Origin of the sequence: Bradyrhizobium sp. AZCC 1678, assembly GCF_036924765.1 — a bacterium.
GTDB classification, from domain to species: domain Bacteria; phylum Pseudomonadota; class Alphaproteobacteria; order Rhizobiales; family Xanthobacteraceae; genus Bradyrhizobium; species Bradyrhizobium algeriense.
Genome location: NZ_JAZHSE010000001.1, coordinates 73873 through 90274, shown reverse-complemented (window position 1 = coordinate 90274; position 16402 = coordinate 73873). Strand labels below are relative to the sequence as shown.

13 protein-coding genes, 1 other RNA gene and 2 pseudogenes are annotated in these 16402 nt (G+C 64.7%); 8 read left to right on the top strand and 8 right to left on the bottom strand.

The features are described 5' to 3' along the window. The first annotated feature begins 104 nt into the window (after window positions 1-104). The 3 genes from hrpB (at window position 105) to V1294_RS00470 (ending at window position 4843) form a co-directional block, all read left to right on the top strand. The gene (gene hrpB / locus V1294_RS00480; protein WP_334494475.1) at window positions 105-2582 is read left to right on the top strand and encodes an ATP-dependent helicase HrpB; all 2478 of its coding nucleotides are present in this window, start codon (window positions 105-107) and stop codon (window positions 2580-2582) included. A 124-nt stretch (window positions 2583-2706) separates the two neighbouring features. Beyond that, on the top strand, window positions 2707-3222 hold the full coding sequence (locus V1294_RS00475; RefSeq protein ID WP_334486447.1) for a TIGR02281 family clan AA aspartic protease: 516 nt from the start codon (window positions 2707-2709) through the stop codon (window positions 3220-3222). Window positions 3223-3343: 121 nt separating this feature from the next. Beyond that, window positions 3344-4843: a phosphomannomutase/phosphoglucomutase gene (locus V1294_RS00470; RefSeq protein WP_334494473.1), complete on the top strand. Its 1500-nt coding sequence runs from the start codon at window positions 3344-3346 to the stop codon at window positions 4841-4843. Window positions 4844-5007: 164 nt separating this feature from the next. Here the strand turns inward: V1294_RS00470 and V1294_RS00465 are convergent, their stop codons facing one another. From V1294_RS00465 to V1294_RS00440, 6 genes and pseudogenes are all read right to left on the bottom strand, one after another. Then, window positions 5008-6477, bottom strand: a complete 1470-nt coding sequence (locus tag V1294_RS00465) for a methyl-accepting chemotaxis protein (protein WP_334494472.1) — start codon at window positions 6475-6477, stop codon at window positions 5008-5010. A 21-nt stretch (window positions 6478-6498) separates the two neighbouring features. After that, window positions 6499-6792, bottom strand: coding sequence for a hypothetical protein (locus V1294_RS00460; protein ID WP_108512793.1), 294 nt, complete (start codon window positions 6790-6792; stop codon window positions 6499-6501). A gap of 120 nt (window positions 6793-6912) precedes the next feature. Continuing rightward, the gene (locus V1294_RS00455) at window positions 6913-7413 is read right to left on the bottom strand and encodes an Lrp/AsnC family transcriptional regulator (protein WP_108512319.1); all 501 of its coding nucleotides are present in this window, start codon (window positions 7411-7413) and stop codon (window positions 6913-6915) included. A 68-nt stretch (window positions 7414-7481) separates the two neighbouring features. After that, window positions 7482-8445 (bottom strand): annotated as a pseudogene (locus V1294_RS00450) (sugar kinase). An 80-nt stretch (window positions 8446-8525) separates the two neighbouring features. Beyond that, window positions 8526-9477 (bottom strand): annotated as a pseudogene (nudC, locus tag V1294_RS00445) (NAD(+) diphosphatase). Between the two features lie 4 nt (window positions 9478-9481). Continuing rightward, complete coding sequence (locus V1294_RS00440; protein WP_334490034.1) at window positions 9482-9907, bottom strand: HIT family protein; 426 nt, start codon at window positions 9905-9907, stop codon at window positions 9482-9484. 182 nt (window positions 9908-10089) lie between these two features. Between V1294_RS00440 and ffs the strand changes: the two genes are divergently transcribed. From ffs to V1294_RS00415, 5 genes are all read left to right on the top strand, one after another. Continuing rightward, window positions 10090-10186: signal recognition particle sRNA small type (ffs, locus tag V1294_RS00435), an RNA gene on the top strand. 108 nt (window positions 10187-10294) lie between these two features. Continuing rightward, window positions 10295-12136, top strand: a complete 1842-nt coding sequence (locus V1294_RS00430) for a DNA polymerase III subunit gamma/tau (protein WP_334494471.1) — start codon at window positions 10295-10297, stop codon at window positions 12134-12136. A 24-nt stretch (window positions 12137-12160) separates the two neighbouring features. Beyond that, complete coding sequence (locus tag V1294_RS00425) at window positions 12161-12481, top strand: YbaB/EbfC family nucleoid-associated protein (protein WP_247781658.1); 321 nt, start codon at window positions 12161-12163, stop codon at window positions 12479-12481. A gap of 1 nt (window position 12482) precedes the next feature. Then, window positions 12483-13088, top strand: a complete 606-nt coding sequence (gene recR, locus V1294_RS00420) for a recombination mediator RecR (protein WP_247834175.1) — start codon at window positions 12483-12485, stop codon at window positions 13086-13088. 23 nt (window positions 13089-13111) lie between these two features. After that, complete coding sequence (locus V1294_RS00415) at window positions 13112-13537, top strand: hypothetical protein (protein ID WP_334494467.1); 426 nt, start codon at window positions 13112-13114, stop codon at window positions 13535-13537. 142 nt (window positions 13538-13679) lie between these two features. Here the strand turns inward: V1294_RS00415 and V1294_RS00410 are convergent, their stop codons facing one another. Further along, window positions 13680-15047 (bottom strand): AmpG family muropeptide MFS transporter, encoded by a 1368-nt coding sequence (locus V1294_RS00410; RefSeq protein WP_334494465.1) that lies wholly within the window; start codon window positions 15045-15047, stop codon window positions 13680-13682. A 62-nt stretch (window positions 15048-15109) separates the two neighbouring features. Continuing rightward, entirely contained in the window at window positions 15110-16318 is a 1209-nt protein-coding gene (locus tag V1294_RS00405) for a DNA recombination protein RmuC (RefSeq protein ID WP_334494464.1), read from the bottom strand. Between the last annotated feature and the right edge of the window lie 84 nt (window positions 16319-16402).

Below are 16402 nucleotides of genomic sequence, written 5' to 3'. Positions count from 1 at the left end.
CCGCGGAGACAGACCCCTCACCCGTCTCGAATGAGCTGACGCTCATTCGATCCACCTTCTCCCACAAGGGGAGAGGGGAAGAGAGCCAATGATACGAGCCGCAATTGCCCCGCACCTTCGACACGCCTCTACCGATCGACGCGGTGCTGGACGAGCTCGCGCACGCGCTCGCGGCCAACAACGCCGCGGTGCTGGTGGCCCCTCCCGGCGCCGGCAAGACCACGCGGGTGCCGCTGGCGCTGCTCGACGCGCCCTGGCTGAACGGCAAAAAGATCATCATGCTGGAGCCGCGGCGGATCGCGGCGCGGGCCAGCGCCGAGCGCATGGCGCGGACGCTGGGCGAGCGCGCCGGCGAGACTGTCGGCTATCGCGTCCGCTTCGGCTCAAAGATATCGCGCGCGACGCGGATTGAGGTCGTCACCGAGGGAATCTTCTCGCGTCAGATTCTCGACGATCCCGAACTATCAGGCGTCGCCGCCGTGCTGTTCGACGAGTTTCACGAGCGTTCGCTCGATGCCGATCTGGGCCTGGCGCTGGCCCGCGATGCGCAGACCGGCTTGCGCGAGGATTTGCGCATCCTGGTGATGTCGGCGACGCTTGACGGCGCACGGGTCGGCAAATTGCTCGGCGACGCGCCGGTGGTGGCGAGCGAAGGCCGCGCCTTTCCGGTCGAGACGCGCTATCTCGGCCGCAAGGCGGATGCACCCGTTGAGCGGCAGATGGCGGATGCGATCGCTGTCGCGCTGCGCGCCGATCCCGGCTCGGTGCTGGCGTTTCTGCCGGGCGCCTCCGAAATCCGCCGCACGCAGAATTTTCTCAGTGAACGGGTTCATGATGCGAGCGTCGAAATCGTGCCGCTGTTCGGTGCGCTCGATGCTGCCGTGCAGGACCGCGCCATCGCGCCGGCGCCGAAGGGCCAGCGCAAGGTCGTGCTAGCAACCTCGATCGCCGAGACCTCGCTGACCATCGAGGGCGTCCGCATCGTCGTCGATTCCGGCCTGGCGCGGGTGCCCCGCTACGAGCCAGACATTGGCCTGACCCGGCTGGAAACCGTGCGCGCCTCGCGCGCCGCGGTCGATCAGCGTCGCGGCCGCGCCGGCCGCACGGAGCCCGGCGTGTGCTACCGGCTGTGGGACGAGCCGCAGACCGCCTCGCTCGCCGCCTACACCCAGCCCGAAATTCTCTCCGCCGACCTTTCCTCGCTGGTACTCGATCTCGCGCAATGGGGCGTCCGTGACCCGGCGACCTTGGCGTTTCTCGATTCCCCGCCGGCGCCGGCCTTGAAGGAAGCCAACAGCCTGCTGCACGAACTCGGCGCGCTCGATTCGGATGGCCGGATCACCGCGGAGGGCAAGAGCCTGCGGGCGCTGGCGCTGCCGCCTCGGCTGGCGCGCATGATCGTGGATTCGCATCGGCTGGGGGCGGGCGAGGAGGCGGCCGACATCGCCGCCATCCTGACCGAGCGCGGCCTCGGCGGCGACAGTGTCGATCTCGATGCCAGGCTCGACCAGTTCCGCCGCGACCGCTCGCCGCGCGCTTCCAGCGCCCGTAGCCTCGCGCAGCGCTGGGCGCAGCAGGTGGCTTCAACGGAAGGGCCGGCTGGCGAGGACGCCTCGCCGTCGACCGGGATCATGCTCGCGCTCGCCTTTCCCGACCGCGTTGCGCGCAATCGCGGCAATGGCAGCTTCGTGCTCGCCAATGGCCGTGGCGCCGCCGTCGAGCAAACCTCGTCGCTGGCACGCGCGCCCTATATCGCCGTTGCCGAGCTGACCGGCACCGCGGCCCAGGGGCGCATTCTGCTGGCGGCGCCGATCGCGCAAGCCGATATCGAAGCGCGCTTCGCCGATCAGATCGAGGATACCGAAGAGACTTCGTTCGATCGCGGCGCGATGGCGCTGCGCGGGCGCCGCAAGCGGACGCTGCACGCGATCACGTTGTCCGAAGCGCCGATCGCGCTGTCGCCCTCCGCGGAAACCGCGCGCATTTTCGCCGCAGGATTGGTTGCGGCCGGGATCGACAAGCTGCCGTGGTCGAAATCCCTGAAGCAGTGGCGCGACCGCGTGATGTTCCTGCGCAAGGCGGAAGGCGATAGCTGGCCCGATCTGTCGGACACTGCGCTCGCTGCCGACTGCGAGAACTGGCTGGTTCCTGTTCTGTACGACAAGACCTCACTGAAGGAGCTTTCCCCCGGCGATCTCTCGGACGCGCTGATGGCATTGTTGCCGTGGGAATTGCGCGCGCGGCTGGAGCGCGAAGCGCCGACGCATTTCGAAGCGCCGACCGGCACCATGCTGGCCATCGACTATGAAGCCGAGCAGGGCCCGACCATTGCCGTGCGCTTGCAGGAATTGTTCGGGCTCAACACCCATCCCTCGATCGCCAAGGGCGCGGTGCCGCTGGTGCTGGAATTGCTGTCGCCAGCGCAACGTCCCGTGCAGGTGACGCGCGACCTGCCGGGCTTCTGGCGCGGCAGCTATGCGGCCGTGCGCTCCGACCTGCGCGGCCGCTATCCCCGCCACCCCTGGCCGGAAGACCCGGCCACCGCGCTGCCGACGCGGCGGGTCAAGCCGCGCGGGACGTAAACGCGCGGCCGTTAACGCTTCGCTCATCCTTTTCGTCAAAATGGCAGCCTCGGTCGCGTCTGCTAAGTCGCGGCTTGGCCCCTGGCGTGGTGTTATCGGCGGTCTGGGAATCGAGTGTGGCGTAATGCGTAACCTGATGATCCTTGCCGCCGTCCTGGTCGGTCTCGGCACCTACATGGGGCAGATGGCGGACAAGATGTCGCTGGCGCCGGCCTCGGCCAGCACTTCGCCGAAAACAGCGCCCGCGCAAACGGTCGCGCAGGCCTCCGGCCGCAGCCTCGACATTCCCCGCGACGCCCGCGGGCATTTCCAGACCGACGGCCACATCGACGGTCAGCGCATGAATTTCATGGTCGACACCGGCGCCTCGCTGGTGGCGCTGAACGAAAAGTCCGCGGCGCGGTTTGGCTTCCGTCCCTCACGCAGCGACTACAACGCGACCGTCACCACCGCCAACGGCACCATCAAGGCCGCGCGCACGCGGCTTGCGATGATCGAACTCGGCGGCCTTGTGGTGCGCGACGTCGACGCCGTGGTGCTGCCCGACGAGGCGCTGTCGGAGAACCTGCTTGGCCTGTCGTTCCTGTCGAAGCTGAAGCGGTTCGAATACGCCAACGGCAGGCTGGTGCTGGAACAGTAAGGTTTACCGGTTACCAATCTGCCTTAATTAGCTGCCACAAGGCGCTACTCCCGCCTATCGCCCGGCCCGCGTATTCGCTATGGCTGCGGTGTTCCCTTAAGCTTTCACGACAAGGCAGCTCATGTTCCCCAAGCCCAAATCCATGCTGGTTCCGAATACCTATGAGTTCGAATCCGGGCCGATGGTGAAGGCAACCGGCTTTCGCGAATACGACGCGCGCTGGCTGTTCGAGAAGGAAATCAACCTGATGGGTATTCAGGCGCTGGGCATGGGGCTCGGCGCGCTGATTGCCGAACTCGGCGTCAAACAAGAAATCGTTACCGGCCATGATTTTCGCGGCTATTCGGCCTCGATCAAATACGCGCTGATCTCAGGCCTGATGGCGGCGGGCTGCAAGGTGCACGACATCGGGCTGGCGGTGACGCCGATGGCCTATTTCGCGCAGTTCGATCTCGACGTGCCCTGCGTCGCGATGGTGACGGCCTCGCATAACGACAATGGCTGGACCGGCGTCAAGATGGGCGCCAACCGTCCGCTCACCTTCGGTCCCGACGAGATGACGCGGCTGAAGCAAATCGTGCTCAACGCCGAGTTCAACAACAAGGCGGGCGGTTCCTATCAATTCCACGAGAATTTCCCGGCGCGCTACATCGCCGATCTCACCAGCCGGCCGAAGCTGAAGCGCAAGCTGAAAGTCGTGGTCGCCTGCGGCAACGGCACGGCCGGCGCGTTCGCGCCGCAGGTGATGGAAGCGATCGGCTGCGAGGTGATCCCGCTCGACACCGAACTCGATCATACGTTCCCGAAATACAATCCGAACCCCGAAGACATGGAGATGCTGCACGCGATCCGCGATTCGGTACTCAAGCACAAGGCCGATGTCGGGCTGGGCTTCGACGGCGACGGCGACCGCTGCGGCGTGGTCGACAACACCGGCGAGGAAATCTTCGCCGACAAGGTCGGCGTGATGCTGGCGCGCGACATGTCGGCGATCCACAAGGATGCGCAATTCGTGGTCGACGTGAAATCGACCGGACTTTTCCTGACGGACCCGGTGCTGCAGAAGCAGGGCGCGAAGACGGCCTATTGGAAGACCGGACATTCCTACATGAAGCGCCGCACCAACGAGATGGGCGCGCTGGCGGGGTTCGAAAAATCCGGACACTTCTTCTTCAACAAGCCGTTCGGCCGCGGCTATGACGACGGTCTGGTCTCGGCGATTGCGATCTGCGAGATGCTCGACCGCGCGCCTGGCAAGTCGATGGCGGACCTGAAAGATGCGATTCCGAAGACCTGGTCGTCGCCGACGATGTCGCCGCATTGCGCCGACGAAACCAAATACGGCGTCGCCGACGCCGTGGTGAAGCATTTCGAGGCGTTGCAGAAAAAGGGCGACAAGGTCGCCGGCCAGAAGATCCGCGACCTCGTCACCGTCAACGGCGTGCGCGTTACCGTCGAGGACGGCAGCTGGGGTCTGGTGCGGGCGTCATCGAACAAGCCGGAACTGGTGGTCGTGGTCGAGAGCCCCGTCTCCGAACAGCGCATGCGCGACATGTTCGAGGCGATGGATTCCGTGCTGCGCACGCATCCGGAAGTCGGCGCGTATAATCAGAAGATTTGAGGGGCGGACGGTGTTTGCCTATCACGCGTTCGTCATCCCCGCGAAGGCGGGGATCCAGTACGCCGCGGCTTTCCTGTTAGGTCGCTGAAGTCTCTGGAATACTGGATCGTCCACCCCAGTGCGCAATTGCGCACAAGGCGGACGATGACAGTGTTCTCGAATTCTTACGCCACGTGCAGCGAGCCCAGGAAGCTGTCGACCTCGGACTTCAGCCGGTCGGATTGCGACGACAGACCGTTCGCAGCATCCAGTAGCTTCGATGTTGCCCGGCCGGCCTCTTCGGAAGCACGGCTGACACTGACAATGTTGCCGTTGACGTCCCGCGTACCGTTGGCCGCCTGCTGCACATTGCCGGCGATTTCCCGCGTCGCTGCGCCCTGTTGATCGACGGCGGCGGCGACTTCATTGGATATCTCGTCGATCTCGGCGATGGTTCCGCCGATCGCCTGGATGGCGCTGACGGCCTGGCTGGTGGCCGTCTGGATGTCCTGCACCTGCGCGGAGATTTCTTCCGTTGCCTTCGCGGTCTGATTGGCCAGCGCCTTGACTTCGCTCGCCACCACCGCAAATCCCCGTCCATGTTCGCCGGCGCGGGCGGCTTCGATCGTGGCGTTCAGCGCCAGCAGGTTGGTCTGGCTCGCAATGCTCTGGATCAGCGTGACGACTTCGCCGATCTTCTGGGTGCCGGCGGCAAGCCCCTCAACCACGGAGTTGGTGCGGCGAGCCTCTTCGGCGGCCTTGTTGGCGATTTCGGCGGAGCGCGTCACCTGCTGGGCAATGTTGCTGATGGAGGCCGTCAGCTCCTCGGTCGCCGCCGCAACCGTTTCCACGTTCGACGAGGCCCGGGTCGAGGCGGCCGCCGCCTCTGCGGTATGCCGCGTGGTTTCCGCGTTGCTCTTGCTCATCAAGGTGGAGAGGCCCTGCACCTCGTTGGCGGTTAACGCGACCGCCTCGACGATGCTGCCGATCTTGCGCTCGAAACCCACGGCGAGTTCGCGGCGCGCCGCGTCGCTGTCCTGCTTGGCCTGCCGTTCGGCGGTTATCCGATCGATATTGGCTCGGGCTTCGGCGGCATTTGCCGCTTCCGCCTCGGCGGTCTTCTGCGCGGTCGTCTCGAACAGGCCGGACAGCTTCACCGCCAGCCAGCTCAGCACGCCGGCCTCGATCAGAAGAATGACGGCGTGAAGCACGACGCGGCCGAGATCGGCGCCGCCGGGATAAACCGCCGCCGGAAGCAGGAAGTTCAGCACCAGATGATGCAGCGCGACCGCGACCGCGCCGGCGAGGATCGGGCGATAGTCGCAATAGGCGAGGAGACATGCCAGCGTGGCGAAGAAATACATGTGCGTGTCGACCTGCCAGGCATGGCCGGCGAGCTGGAAGGTAAACACCGACACGCTGCCCATCAGGGCGACGCCAAAGATCAGCCGCGTCGAAAGCCCGTTACCCGAGGTGCGCCACGACAGGGTCGCAGCCAGCGCCATCGCCGCCGTCAGCGCGGTTGGCGCCAGCCAGCCGCTATCGCGCATCAGGCCGATGGCGAGCGCAATGGGAACATGAAGCCAGAGCAATCCCAGCAAGGCCTTGCTGGTGGTTTCGCGCAAAGCTGCAAGATCATCGCTTTCAATGGTCATTTCCGGATTCCCAATATGCATTCAATAAATAGCTGCTTTGTTTGTGAAACAGGCGGCGATCGCTTGCGGATCGATTACGAACCAGGCCCCGGCCTCGTGCAGCCGTGACAATCCCTCAACGCCATCGGGCCGCACCACCAGCAGCGATGGAACGGCGGTCACGCGGACGATTGCTGCATTGGCTGACGCGGCGGCCGAGAAGGCCTGCTGAGAATCCCACCAAACGGGAAATGCTACGGCCACGACTTCGGTGCCTGGGCGAGCCTGAAAAGACAGTGCTGCGACGCCGATGAAGCTGGCGATCAGCAACAGCACGGCGTTGAGCCATGCGGGCCATCGGTGGCTGAGTGTGGCATTCCGACCCATCCGCCGTGTCTATGGACACAGGGCTAATGTTCGGTGAACGGACCCGCTCCGTAGAATTACGGAGGTTACTTACGCCGCCGGCACCGGCAGCGCCGTTACCGACTTGATCTTCTCCATCGCAAAGCGCGAGGTGACGTTCTTCAGCGGCACGGCGCTGATCAGCTTTTTGTAGAACACGTCATAGCTCGCCATGTCGGCGACCACGACGCGCAGCATGTAATCGACGTCGCCGGCCATCCGGTAGAACTCCATCACCTCGGGCATGGCGCTGACGGCGCTGGCGAAGGTCTTCAGCCATGCCTCGGAATGGTCGGAACTCTCGACCGAGACGAACACCGAAATGCCCAGCCCGATCTTGTTCTGGTCGACCAGCGCGACCCGGCGCAGGATCACGCCGTCGGCCTCCAGCCGCTGGATGCGCTTCCAGCACGGCGTCGACGACAGCCCGACCCGGTCCCCGATCTCGGCGACCGACAAGGAGGCGTCCTCCTGCAGCACGGTCAGGATCTTGCGGTCGATGGCATCCAGGCGGCGGTTGGCTTCAGGGAGCTGAACGGCTAGGTCGGTCATGAGAAGAATGTTCCATACGGGAGGTTCTATCTCCTAATATATAGAAAATTCTTCTATAGCAAGCCCTGCTATTGACCGGTCGGCGCCCGGTCTGCCACCTGGCCGTGACTCAAAAGCTCTTCAACTTCAGCACGTTGCGGGGCGGCGAAAGCGCCGCCGAAGCGGGTGCATTTCAGCGCTGCGGCGGCGGAGGCGAATCGCAGCGCTTGCCGCAATTCCTGCTTCTCGGTGATGGCCAGCGCAAACGCGCCGTGGAACACGTCGCCGGCGCCGAGGGTGTCCACCGTATGCACCGGGAAGGCCGGGGTCTCCTGGATCTTCCCGTTCTCGTCGAGCCAGATCGTGCCCCTCGGGCCCCGGGGTTCCCGCCAGGAACGACGGGGTCAATTTGGCGATCTTCTTCAGCGCCTGGGCGTCGTCGGTGACGTCTGCAGTCTCCTGCAGCGGCTCGCTCGAGAACACCAGGTGGGAGGAGGCGTTCAGCAGGCCCTCGCGCAGCGACATCGCGCGATCGACGTCGACGATCACGGGAATGCCGCGCCTGACGGCCTCGGCGCAAAGCTCGGTGCAGAATTCGGCGCAGCGGCTCTCGGTGAGAATGGCGGCGCAATCGTCCAACAGCGTGTCGAAGTCGGGCAACTTCACGTGCCACAGTTCCGGATCGCGGAAGGTCACGATGGTGCGCTCGCCGGAAGGATCGATCATCACCGCCGAGATGGGCGTCACCAGCCCCGGCATGTGGATGAGATGTTTCGTCTCGATGCCCTCATGCGCCATCTGATCGAAAATGAAGCGGCTCGATGCCTCCTTGGCATCGCCCATCGGCCCGCAGATCGAGGCGCGGCCACCGAGCCGAGCGATACCGATCGCGCCATTGAGCGCATTGCCGCCGCAGATTTCGTCGAATGCGGTAGCATTCTCCTTGGAGCCTCGCCCGGGAACACCCGGCGTATGGAAAGTAAGGTCGCGCACCGGCATGCCGATGCAGAGAATCCGTGCCGGGATTTTGGGCGCATTGTCTTGGAAGTTCATTCGGGAGTCCGTCATGTCGGTTCCGCCTTCAGCCGGAACCAAAGTCCGGAGTTAATCAACTGGTCCATGGACGGTTCCCGCTATGCGCTCGTTTCGTTTCTCCCATGCACCCAGCGTCCGATCAGATGGTGCGCAATCGCGAACGGATGCGCCGCAAATAAGCCGTCAGGATGTTCGCGCCGATGCATCAGGGCGACCTCGGCGCGATCGAACCAGCGCGCGTCCTCAAGCTCGGTGCGATCAACCACGATATCCTCGTTGAGCGCGCGCGCGGCGCATCCGATCATCAACGATGACGGATACGGCCATGGCTGCGTCATGTAATAGCTCACGTCGGTGCAACGGATGCCCGATTCCTCGAAAATCTCGCGGCGAACCGCGTCTTCGATGGTCTCGGCCGCTTCGACGAAGCCGGCCAGACACGACCACATCCCGGGCATGAACTGCTTCTGCCGGCCGAGCAGGCATTTCTCGCCTGACGTGACCAGCATGATCACGACCGGATCGGTGCGCGGAAAATGCTCGGCCTTGCAGCTCGGGCACTCGCGCTTCCAGCCGCCTTCCTTCATCGCGGTGCGGGTGCCGCAATTGGCGCAGAAGCCGTGACGCTGATGCCACGTCACCATCGATTTGGCCATCGCGATGGCGGAGAGCTGTTCCGGCGGCGCCGTGCCCTGCATCGCCATGCCGCGCAGCTCGGTCACGGCGACGTCGTCGCGCGTGATCAGCTTCTCAACGGCTGCGGCCGAAATGCCCATGCCGAAAACCGGCGCGCCGTCGCGCAACCCCAAAAAGATCGTGCCGGGATTGGCGCCGAGCTTCACCGCCCTCTTCGACGCCGAGCAGCACGCGCGGTCCATCCGCCTCCTGCCTCACCAGAAGCGAGTCGCGGTAGATCACATAGGCGCCGGCGTTGCGCTGGCTCTCCAGCGCGAACAGTTTTTCGTCATTGGCCCGCAGATGCGCGGCGCGATCCAGAATATGGGTAACGAAAGCGGGCTTCCCCAGCGGATATTTGTCGAATGTGGACATCGGTTCAACCCAACCAGATCTTGCGGCGAAGCGCGTTGATGAAATTCTGTACTTCCTCGGCGTCATGCGCCAGCGGCGGCATAACGCCCCAGACCGGGCGCGGCCAGGCCGCATCGCTGGTGCGCCGTGCGATGACATGGACATGCAACTGCGGCACCAGATTGCCCAGCGCCGCGACATTGAGCTTGTCGCATTTGGTGACCTCTTTCAGTGCGCGCGAAACCCGGGAGATTTCGGTTATCAACTGGGCCTGCGCGACCTCGTCGAGGTCGATGATTTCCACCGCACCCTCCCGGCGCGGCACCAGCAGCAGCCACGGGTAATGCGCGTCCTTGATGACCAGCACCTTGCACAGCGGCAGGTCGCCGATGTCGATCGTGTCCTTTTTGAGCTGGGAATGCAGCGACCAGGCGGAGGCGTCAGAGGGCATGCTCGTTCCTTCGTCATGCCCGGCCTCGTGCCTGGCATCCACGTCTTTTTTCGCTGAATTGGAACAAGCAAGACGTGGATGGCCGGGTCAAGCCCGGCCATGACGAAACAGGGGTGGTTTCGACGCATGGCACGCGCCAACCCCGCTTGCTTTCCAGCCCTTTTGGCCCCAAATAAGGACCGGGAGATTGGCGGTGGACGAGCCACTCGCCAACCGGGTCAGGTCCGGAAGGAAGCAGCCCTAACGAGGTCCGGATCGGGTCGCTCGTCAGTCTCCTACCTGTTTTTCGAGCGAATCGCGCCAGGTGGCGGCAAAGCTTGCCCTTGCGCCCGATTTCGTTCCTTTCCGCAAAGCCGGCCCGAGAGACAATCAATTGCGGATCGACCGATGAGTGATGCTGGCGCTCCCCCCGACAAGTCAGATGGCGCCGGCCAGAGCGGTTTTGCTCTCGGCCAAGACGAGGCGGCCAAGCCCTACCGGGTGCTGGCACGCAAATACCGCCCGTCCAGTTTCGAAGACCTGATCGGCCAGGAGGCCATGGTCCGCACCGTCTCGAATGCGTTCGAGACGGGCCGGATTCCGCAGGCCTGGATCCTGACCGGCGTCCGCGGCGTCGGCAAGACCACCACGGCGCGGATTCTCGCCCGCGCGCTGAACTACGAAAAGCAGGACGGTTCGGTGAAGGGGCCGACCATCCACATGCCGGATTTGGGCGTGCACTGCCAGCCGATCATGGAAAGCCGGCACATGGACGTGCTGGAAATGGACGCCGCCTCCCATACCGGCGTCGACGACGTCCGCCAGATCAATGACAGCGTGCGCTACGCGCCGGCCAGCGCCCGCTACAAGGTCTACATCATCGACGAAGTCCACATGCTGTCGACGGCGGCTTTCAACGCCTTCCTGAAGACGCTGGAGGAACCGCCCGAGCACGCCAAATTCGTGTTCGCCACCACGGAAATCCGCAAAGTCCCGGTCACGGTGCTGTCGCGCTGCCAGCGTTTTGATCTCCGCCGGGTCGAGGCCGACGTGCTGATGGGGCATCTCTCCAACATCGCGAAAAAGGAAGGCGTCGAGGTCGAGCCCGAGGCGCTCGGCATCATGGCCCGCGCCGCCGAAGGCTCGGTGCGCGATTCGCTGTCTTTGTTCGACCAGGCAATCGCGCATGCGGCGGGCCTTGTCCGTGCCGATGCCGTGCGGCAGATGCTGGGGCTCGCCGACCGCACCCGGGTGATCGACCTGTTCGAGCATCTGGCGCGCGGCGATATCGCCAGCGCCTTTGGCGAATTCCGCAGCCAGTATGACGTCGGCGCCGATCCGGTCGTGGTGCTGTCCGACCTCGCCGAATTCGTCAATTTCGTCACCCGCGTGAAGGTCGTCCCCGCCACCGCCGATAACGTCGCATTCGGCGAGACCGAGCGGGTCCGCGCCCGTGAATTCGCCGCAAAATTGTCGATGCGGGTGCTGTCGCGGATGTGGCAGATGCTGCTCAAGGGCATCACCGAGGTGCAGACCGCGACCCGGCCGGCGGCGGCGGCGGAAATGGTGCTGGTCCGCATCGCCTATGTCGCCGATTTGCCGACGCCGGACGAGGCGATCCGGATGCTCGACCAGAACGGCGGCGGATCGCAAATGGCCTCCGGCGGCGCGGCGCCGTCACGCCCTGCGTCCACCGCACCGGTATCTTCAATGTCTGCCGCGTCGCCGATGCGGACGCCTGCCTCGCCCCGCTCCGGCGCCGAAGCGTCCGCGCGGCCGCAAATTGTGGCGCCATCGATCCAAACCGAGTCCGCGCCCGTCCTGCGGCTCACGACCTTCCCGCAGCTCGTCGCGCTCGCCGCCGAGAAGCGCGATATCCTGACCAAGGCGGCGCTGGAATCCGACATGCGCCTCGTCCGTTTTGAGGACGGGCGGCTGGAAGTGGCGCTGGAACGTAACGCGGCGCGGGGACTGGTCAACGACCTCTCCCGCAAGCTGGAGCAATGGACCGGGCGGCGCTGGACCGTGATCGTCTCCAACGAGGCCGGCCAGCCGACGCTGCGCTCGCAGAATGAGCAGGCGCGGAACGAGCACGCCCGCGCCGCCGAGGCCGATCCGCGGGTGCAGGAGGTGCTGGCGCGATTTCCCGGCGCCAAAGTGGTCGAGGTGCGTCGACTTGCCGCCGAGCCGCCGGAATCCAATATTAACAGTGAAGAGTTGAACGAGAGCTCCGACGGCGACGACGACTGATCGGGCTCTCGAGAGGACGGACGAATGGCTGATTTTCTCGGCATGATGAAGCAGGCGCAGCAACTGCAATCCAAGATGCAGGCGATGCAGGAAGAGCTCGGTAATCTCGAGGTCGAGGGCATTTCCGGCGGCGGGCTGGTCGCCGTGCGCATGACGGCGAAAATGGAAGTGAAGGGCGTCAGGATCGATCCGTCGCTGATGAAGGCCGAGGAGCGCGAAGTGCTCGAGGATCTGCTGGTGACCGCGCATAACGACGCGCGACGCAAGGCGGAAACCGCGGCGATGGAAAAAATGCAGGCGCTGACCGGCGGGCTCGGTCTGCCGCCCGGGCTTGGCCTCACCTGAAATGGCAGCCAGCGTTGCCGGCCCCGAAATCGAACGTCTGATCCAGCTCCTGGCGCGCCTGCCGGGGCTGGGGCCGCGCTCGGCGCGGCGTGCGGCGCTGCATCTGATCAAGAAGCGCGAGGCGCTGATGACGCCGCTCGCCGGTGCGCTGCAGGTCGCAATCGACAAGATCCAGGTCTGCAAGACTTGCGGCAATATCGACACGCAAAATCCCTGCACGGTCTGCACGGACCCAAGGCGCGATCCCTCGACCATCGTCGTGGTCGCCGACGTCGCCGATCTCTGGGCGCTGGAACGGGCGAATGCGACCAGCGGCCGCTATCACGTGCTCGGCGCCACATTGTCGCCACTTGACGGCGTCGGTCCGCAGGACCTGACCATCGACGCGCTGGTGGCCCGCGCGCACGAATCACAAGTCAGCGAGATCGTTCTGGCGCTGAACGCAACGGTTGATGGCCAGACCACCGCCCATTACATCACCGATCTCCTGCAGGACGCCAACGTCAAGGTGACCCGGCTCGCGCATGGCGTGCCTGTCGGCGGCGAGCTTGATTATCTCGACGAAGGTACGCTATCGGCTGCCATGCGGCAGCGAACGCTGTTCTAGCCAACACAACGGAACTGATCGACATGACGAAACCGCGATTCGGCAAGCGCTCCTGTTTTGTTTTCATGATGGCGGTGGCCTTGGCCGCGCCTTCTGCGTGGGCGCAGCAGGCCGAGCCGGCGCCGAAGCCCGGCAAGCCGATCAATGCCGGCGATGTCCTGTCCGGTGAACTCAACGCCATGAAGGGCGGCAAGAAGAGCAAGCGCGCCTCGACCTACCAGATCACCAGCGAACCGCGCCGGCTGCCGCCGCCGAACGGGCTGTGCAACCTCGAAACCGGACCTGAGACGTTCCAACTCGTCACCAGCAGCGACGCGCAGGCGGCGCAGCTGAAAAATTTCATCGGCAAGGAAATTTCCGTGAAGGTCGACGAGGTCGCCTGCGCGCAGGACGCCGGGCAGATGAGCGAAGCCGTGATCACCAAATGGAGCGTGGTGACCAAGCATTGAGGTAGCGAACTTCGTAGCCCGGATGGAGCCAACGGGTCGCGCGAATGCGCGCCCGATGACAGGCTCCGCGCAATCCGGGATGATCTCATCGCCGTCGGACCGACTCCGGATTTCGCTTCGCTTCATCCGGGCTACAAGAGACTTAAACCTTCACCGGCCCCACTGCCTCGAAATGCCCGCGCCGCTGCAGCCAGGCCAGCAGGATCAGGCTCGGCACCGCGACCGCGACGGAGATCACGAAGAACAGAGGCCAGCCCGTGGTCTCCGCCACAAAGCCCGCGCCGGAGGATAAATAGGTCCGCCCGACTGCGGCCAGTGCGGTGAGCAGCGCATATTGGGTAGCCGTGTGTAGCGGGTTTTGGCACAGCGCCGAGAGATACGCGACGAAGATCACGGTGCCGATCGCACCAGTGAAGTTTTCGGCCGAGATGGCGACCGCCAGCGCCCATTGATTGACGCCGACATAGGCGAGCCAAGCGAACACCAGGTTGGAGATCGCCTGCAGCACGCCGCCGATCCACAGGCTTGCAACCAGCGAATAGCGCCGCGCCAGATAGCCGCCGGCAAAACCGCCGATCAGGGTCGCGATGAGGCCGACGCCCTTGACGATGGCGGCGTAGTCGTTGCGGGTGAAGCCGAGGTCGATTACGAACGGCGCGGTCATCGTGCCCGAAAATGCGTCGGTGAATTTGAACAACACCACGAAGGCCAGTGCTATCCAGGCATATTTGCGGGCGAGAAATTCGGAGAATGCCCCGATGGCCGCATGCATGACGCGCGAGAAAGCTGCCTCGCCGCGGGTCTTGGCCTCCGCGCGCACCGATTGTTCGGGTTCGGTGGCGGCCAGCGCCGTGAGGGTGCCGATCAGCACCAGCGCGGCCATGGCAACATAGCCCCACATCCATGCCGAGTTGCGCCCGATGCCGGTGTCTTCGAATGCGCTCACCAGGAACAGCACGCCGGCAGTCGAGACCAGCATGCCGATCCGGTAGGCCGCGACGTAGGACGCCATGCCGGCGGCCTGTTCGCTCTCGGGCAGGCTTTCGACGCGGAACGCATCGACCACGATGTCCTGCGTCGACGACATCGTTGCGACCAGCAGCGCGCCGAGCGCGACGAACAGCGGCGAGCGCGCCGGGTCGGTCAGCGCCAAGAGCAGGATTGCACCGATCAGGAGCAGTTGCGAGAACACCAGCCAGCCGCGGCGGCGGCCGAAAGCGCGCGTGAAGATCGGCACATGCAGCGCATCGACCAGCGGCGCCCAGATAAATTTCAGCGTGTAGGGCGTGCCGACCAGCGCAAACAGCCCGATGGTGCCGAGATCGACGCCGGATTCGCGCATCCATACCAGGAGAGTCGATCCCGACAGCGCCAATGGCAGCCCGGACGAAAAGCCGAGCATCAGCACGATCAGCACGCGCGGCTGCAGATACACGGCCCAGGCCTCGCGCCAGGAGGGCGCGGGTGTGGCTTTCTCAGGTGAAACGGAGGCGGATTCTGGTGCGGTCATGGAGGGGTGTTAGCAGATTCTGACGGCTGTGCCTCTCCGCAAGCAGGGAGAGGTAGGACCCGTCACTCCCCCGCCTGCAGCTTGCGCGGCACGGGGAACAGTTCGGCTGTTCCGGTCTTCACCACGCGCGGCGCCTCGACCGGCGCCTCCGCCTTGCTGAAATCGAGTTCCTCGATCCGTCCGGCGCGCTTCTCGATCTTGTCGGCGGAGATCAGGATCTGCCTGACGTCCTCGTTGACGTCGCCAAAGTGCTTCTGCAGCTTCAGCACGCGCTCGCGCAGGCGCCCCAGATCGTCGCCGAGATTGAGCACTTCGGTGCGGATTTGATCCGCGGCGTCGCGCATCCGCGCGTCTTTCAGGATCTGCTGCATCACCTGGATCGCCAGCATCAGAAGCGAGGGCGATACCAGCACGACGCGGGCGCGGTAGGCCTTCTGGATCACGTCGTCGAAACCGTCGTGAATTTCGGCATAGACCGATTCCGACGGCACGAACATCAGCGCGGTATCCTGGGTCTCGCCGGCGATCAGATATTTCTCGGCGATGTCGTTGACGTGCTTCATCACGTCGTTGCGCAGGCGCTGGGTAGCGAATTTGCGCTCCTCGTCGCTGCGTGCGTCATGCAGCGCGGTCATCGCTTCCAGCGGAAATTTCGCGTCGATGCAGAGCGGGCGCTGGTCGGGCAGGAACACCACGCAATCCGGCCGCTTGCCGGTCGAGAGCGTGTATTGGAACTCGTAGGAGCCCTGCGGCATGCCGTCCTGCACGATCGCTTCCATCCGCGCCTGGCCGAAGGCGCCGCGCGACTGCTTGTTGGCGAGCACATCGCGCAGCGTGGTCACCTGCGAGGTCAGGTCGGTGAGGTTCTTGTGCGCGTTGTCGATGATGCCGAGCCGCTCGTGCAGCATGCGCAAGCTGTCCATGGTGTGGCGCGTGGTCGCCTCCATCGACTGGCCGACCCGGTGCGTCACCGAATCCAGCCGCTCGTTGACCGCGCGCGTCATCTCGGACTGGCGACCCACCAGCGCCTGCGCCATGGCGTCGACCCGGCCGGTGGACTCGCTCTGCGCCCGCAGCATCTCGCTTAGGCGCTCCTCCAGCTCGTCGGCGCGAATCGCCTGAGCCATTGCCAGTTCCGCGCCCCGGCGGCCGGAGCGGGCGATGACGATGGCGATCGCCAGCAGCAGCACCAAAGCCAGCACGCCGAAGCCTGCCAGCGCCTCGCCGACGTGGATCGGCAGGTCGCCGACGGAGAAGAGAATTTCATTCATGCGCGACTTGTAGCCCGATTCGCCGACTTTCGCGAACGAAGAGGGAACATTTATGGTAAACGGCGGGTTAATTTTCGTGGTTAA

Bases quoted from the DNA above. Each gene is read 5' to 3' on its own strand.
- V1294_RS00475 (WP_334486447.1), top strand. From the start codon at position 2,707: ATGCGTAACCTGATGATCCTTGCCGCCGTCCTGGTCGGTCTCGGCACC.
- V1294_RS00470 (WP_334494473.1), top strand. From the start codon at position 3,344: ATGTTCCCCAAGCCCAAATCCATGCTGGTTCCGAATACCTATGAGTTC.
- V1294_RS00465 (WP_334494472.1), bottom strand. From the start codon at position 6,477: ATGACCATTGAAAGCGATGATCTTGCAGCTTTGCGCGAAACCACCAGC.
- V1294_RS00455 (WP_108512319.1), bottom strand. From the start codon at position 7,413: ATGACCGACCTAGCCGTTCAGCTCCCTGAAGCCAACCGCCGCCTGGAT.
- V1294_RS00440 (WP_334490034.1), bottom strand. From the start codon at position 9,907: ATGCCCTCTGACGCCTCCGCCTGGTCGCTGCATTCCCAGCTCAAAAAG.
- V1294_RS00430 (WP_334494471.1), top strand. From the start codon at position 10,295: ATGAGTGATGCTGGCGCTCCCCCCGACAAGTCAGATGGCGCCGGCCAG.
- V1294_RS00425 (WP_247781658.1), top strand. From the start codon at position 12,161: ATGGCTGATTTTCTCGGCATGATGAAGCAGGCGCAGCAACTGCAATCC.
- recR (WP_247834175.1), top strand. From the start codon at position 12,483: ATGGCAGCCAGCGTTGCCGGCCCCGAAATCGAACGTCTGATCCAGCTC.
- V1294_RS00415 (WP_334494467.1), top strand. From the start codon at position 13,112: ATGACGAAACCGCGATTCGGCAAGCGCTCCTGTTTTGTTTTCATGATG.
- V1294_RS00410 (WP_334494465.1), bottom strand. From the start codon at position 15,047: ATGACCGCACCAGAATCCGCCTCCGTTTCACCTGAGAAAGCCACACCC.
- V1294_RS00405 (WP_334494464.1), bottom strand. From the start codon at position 16,318: ATGAATGAAATTCTCTTCTCCGTCGGCGACCTGCCGATCCACGTCGGC.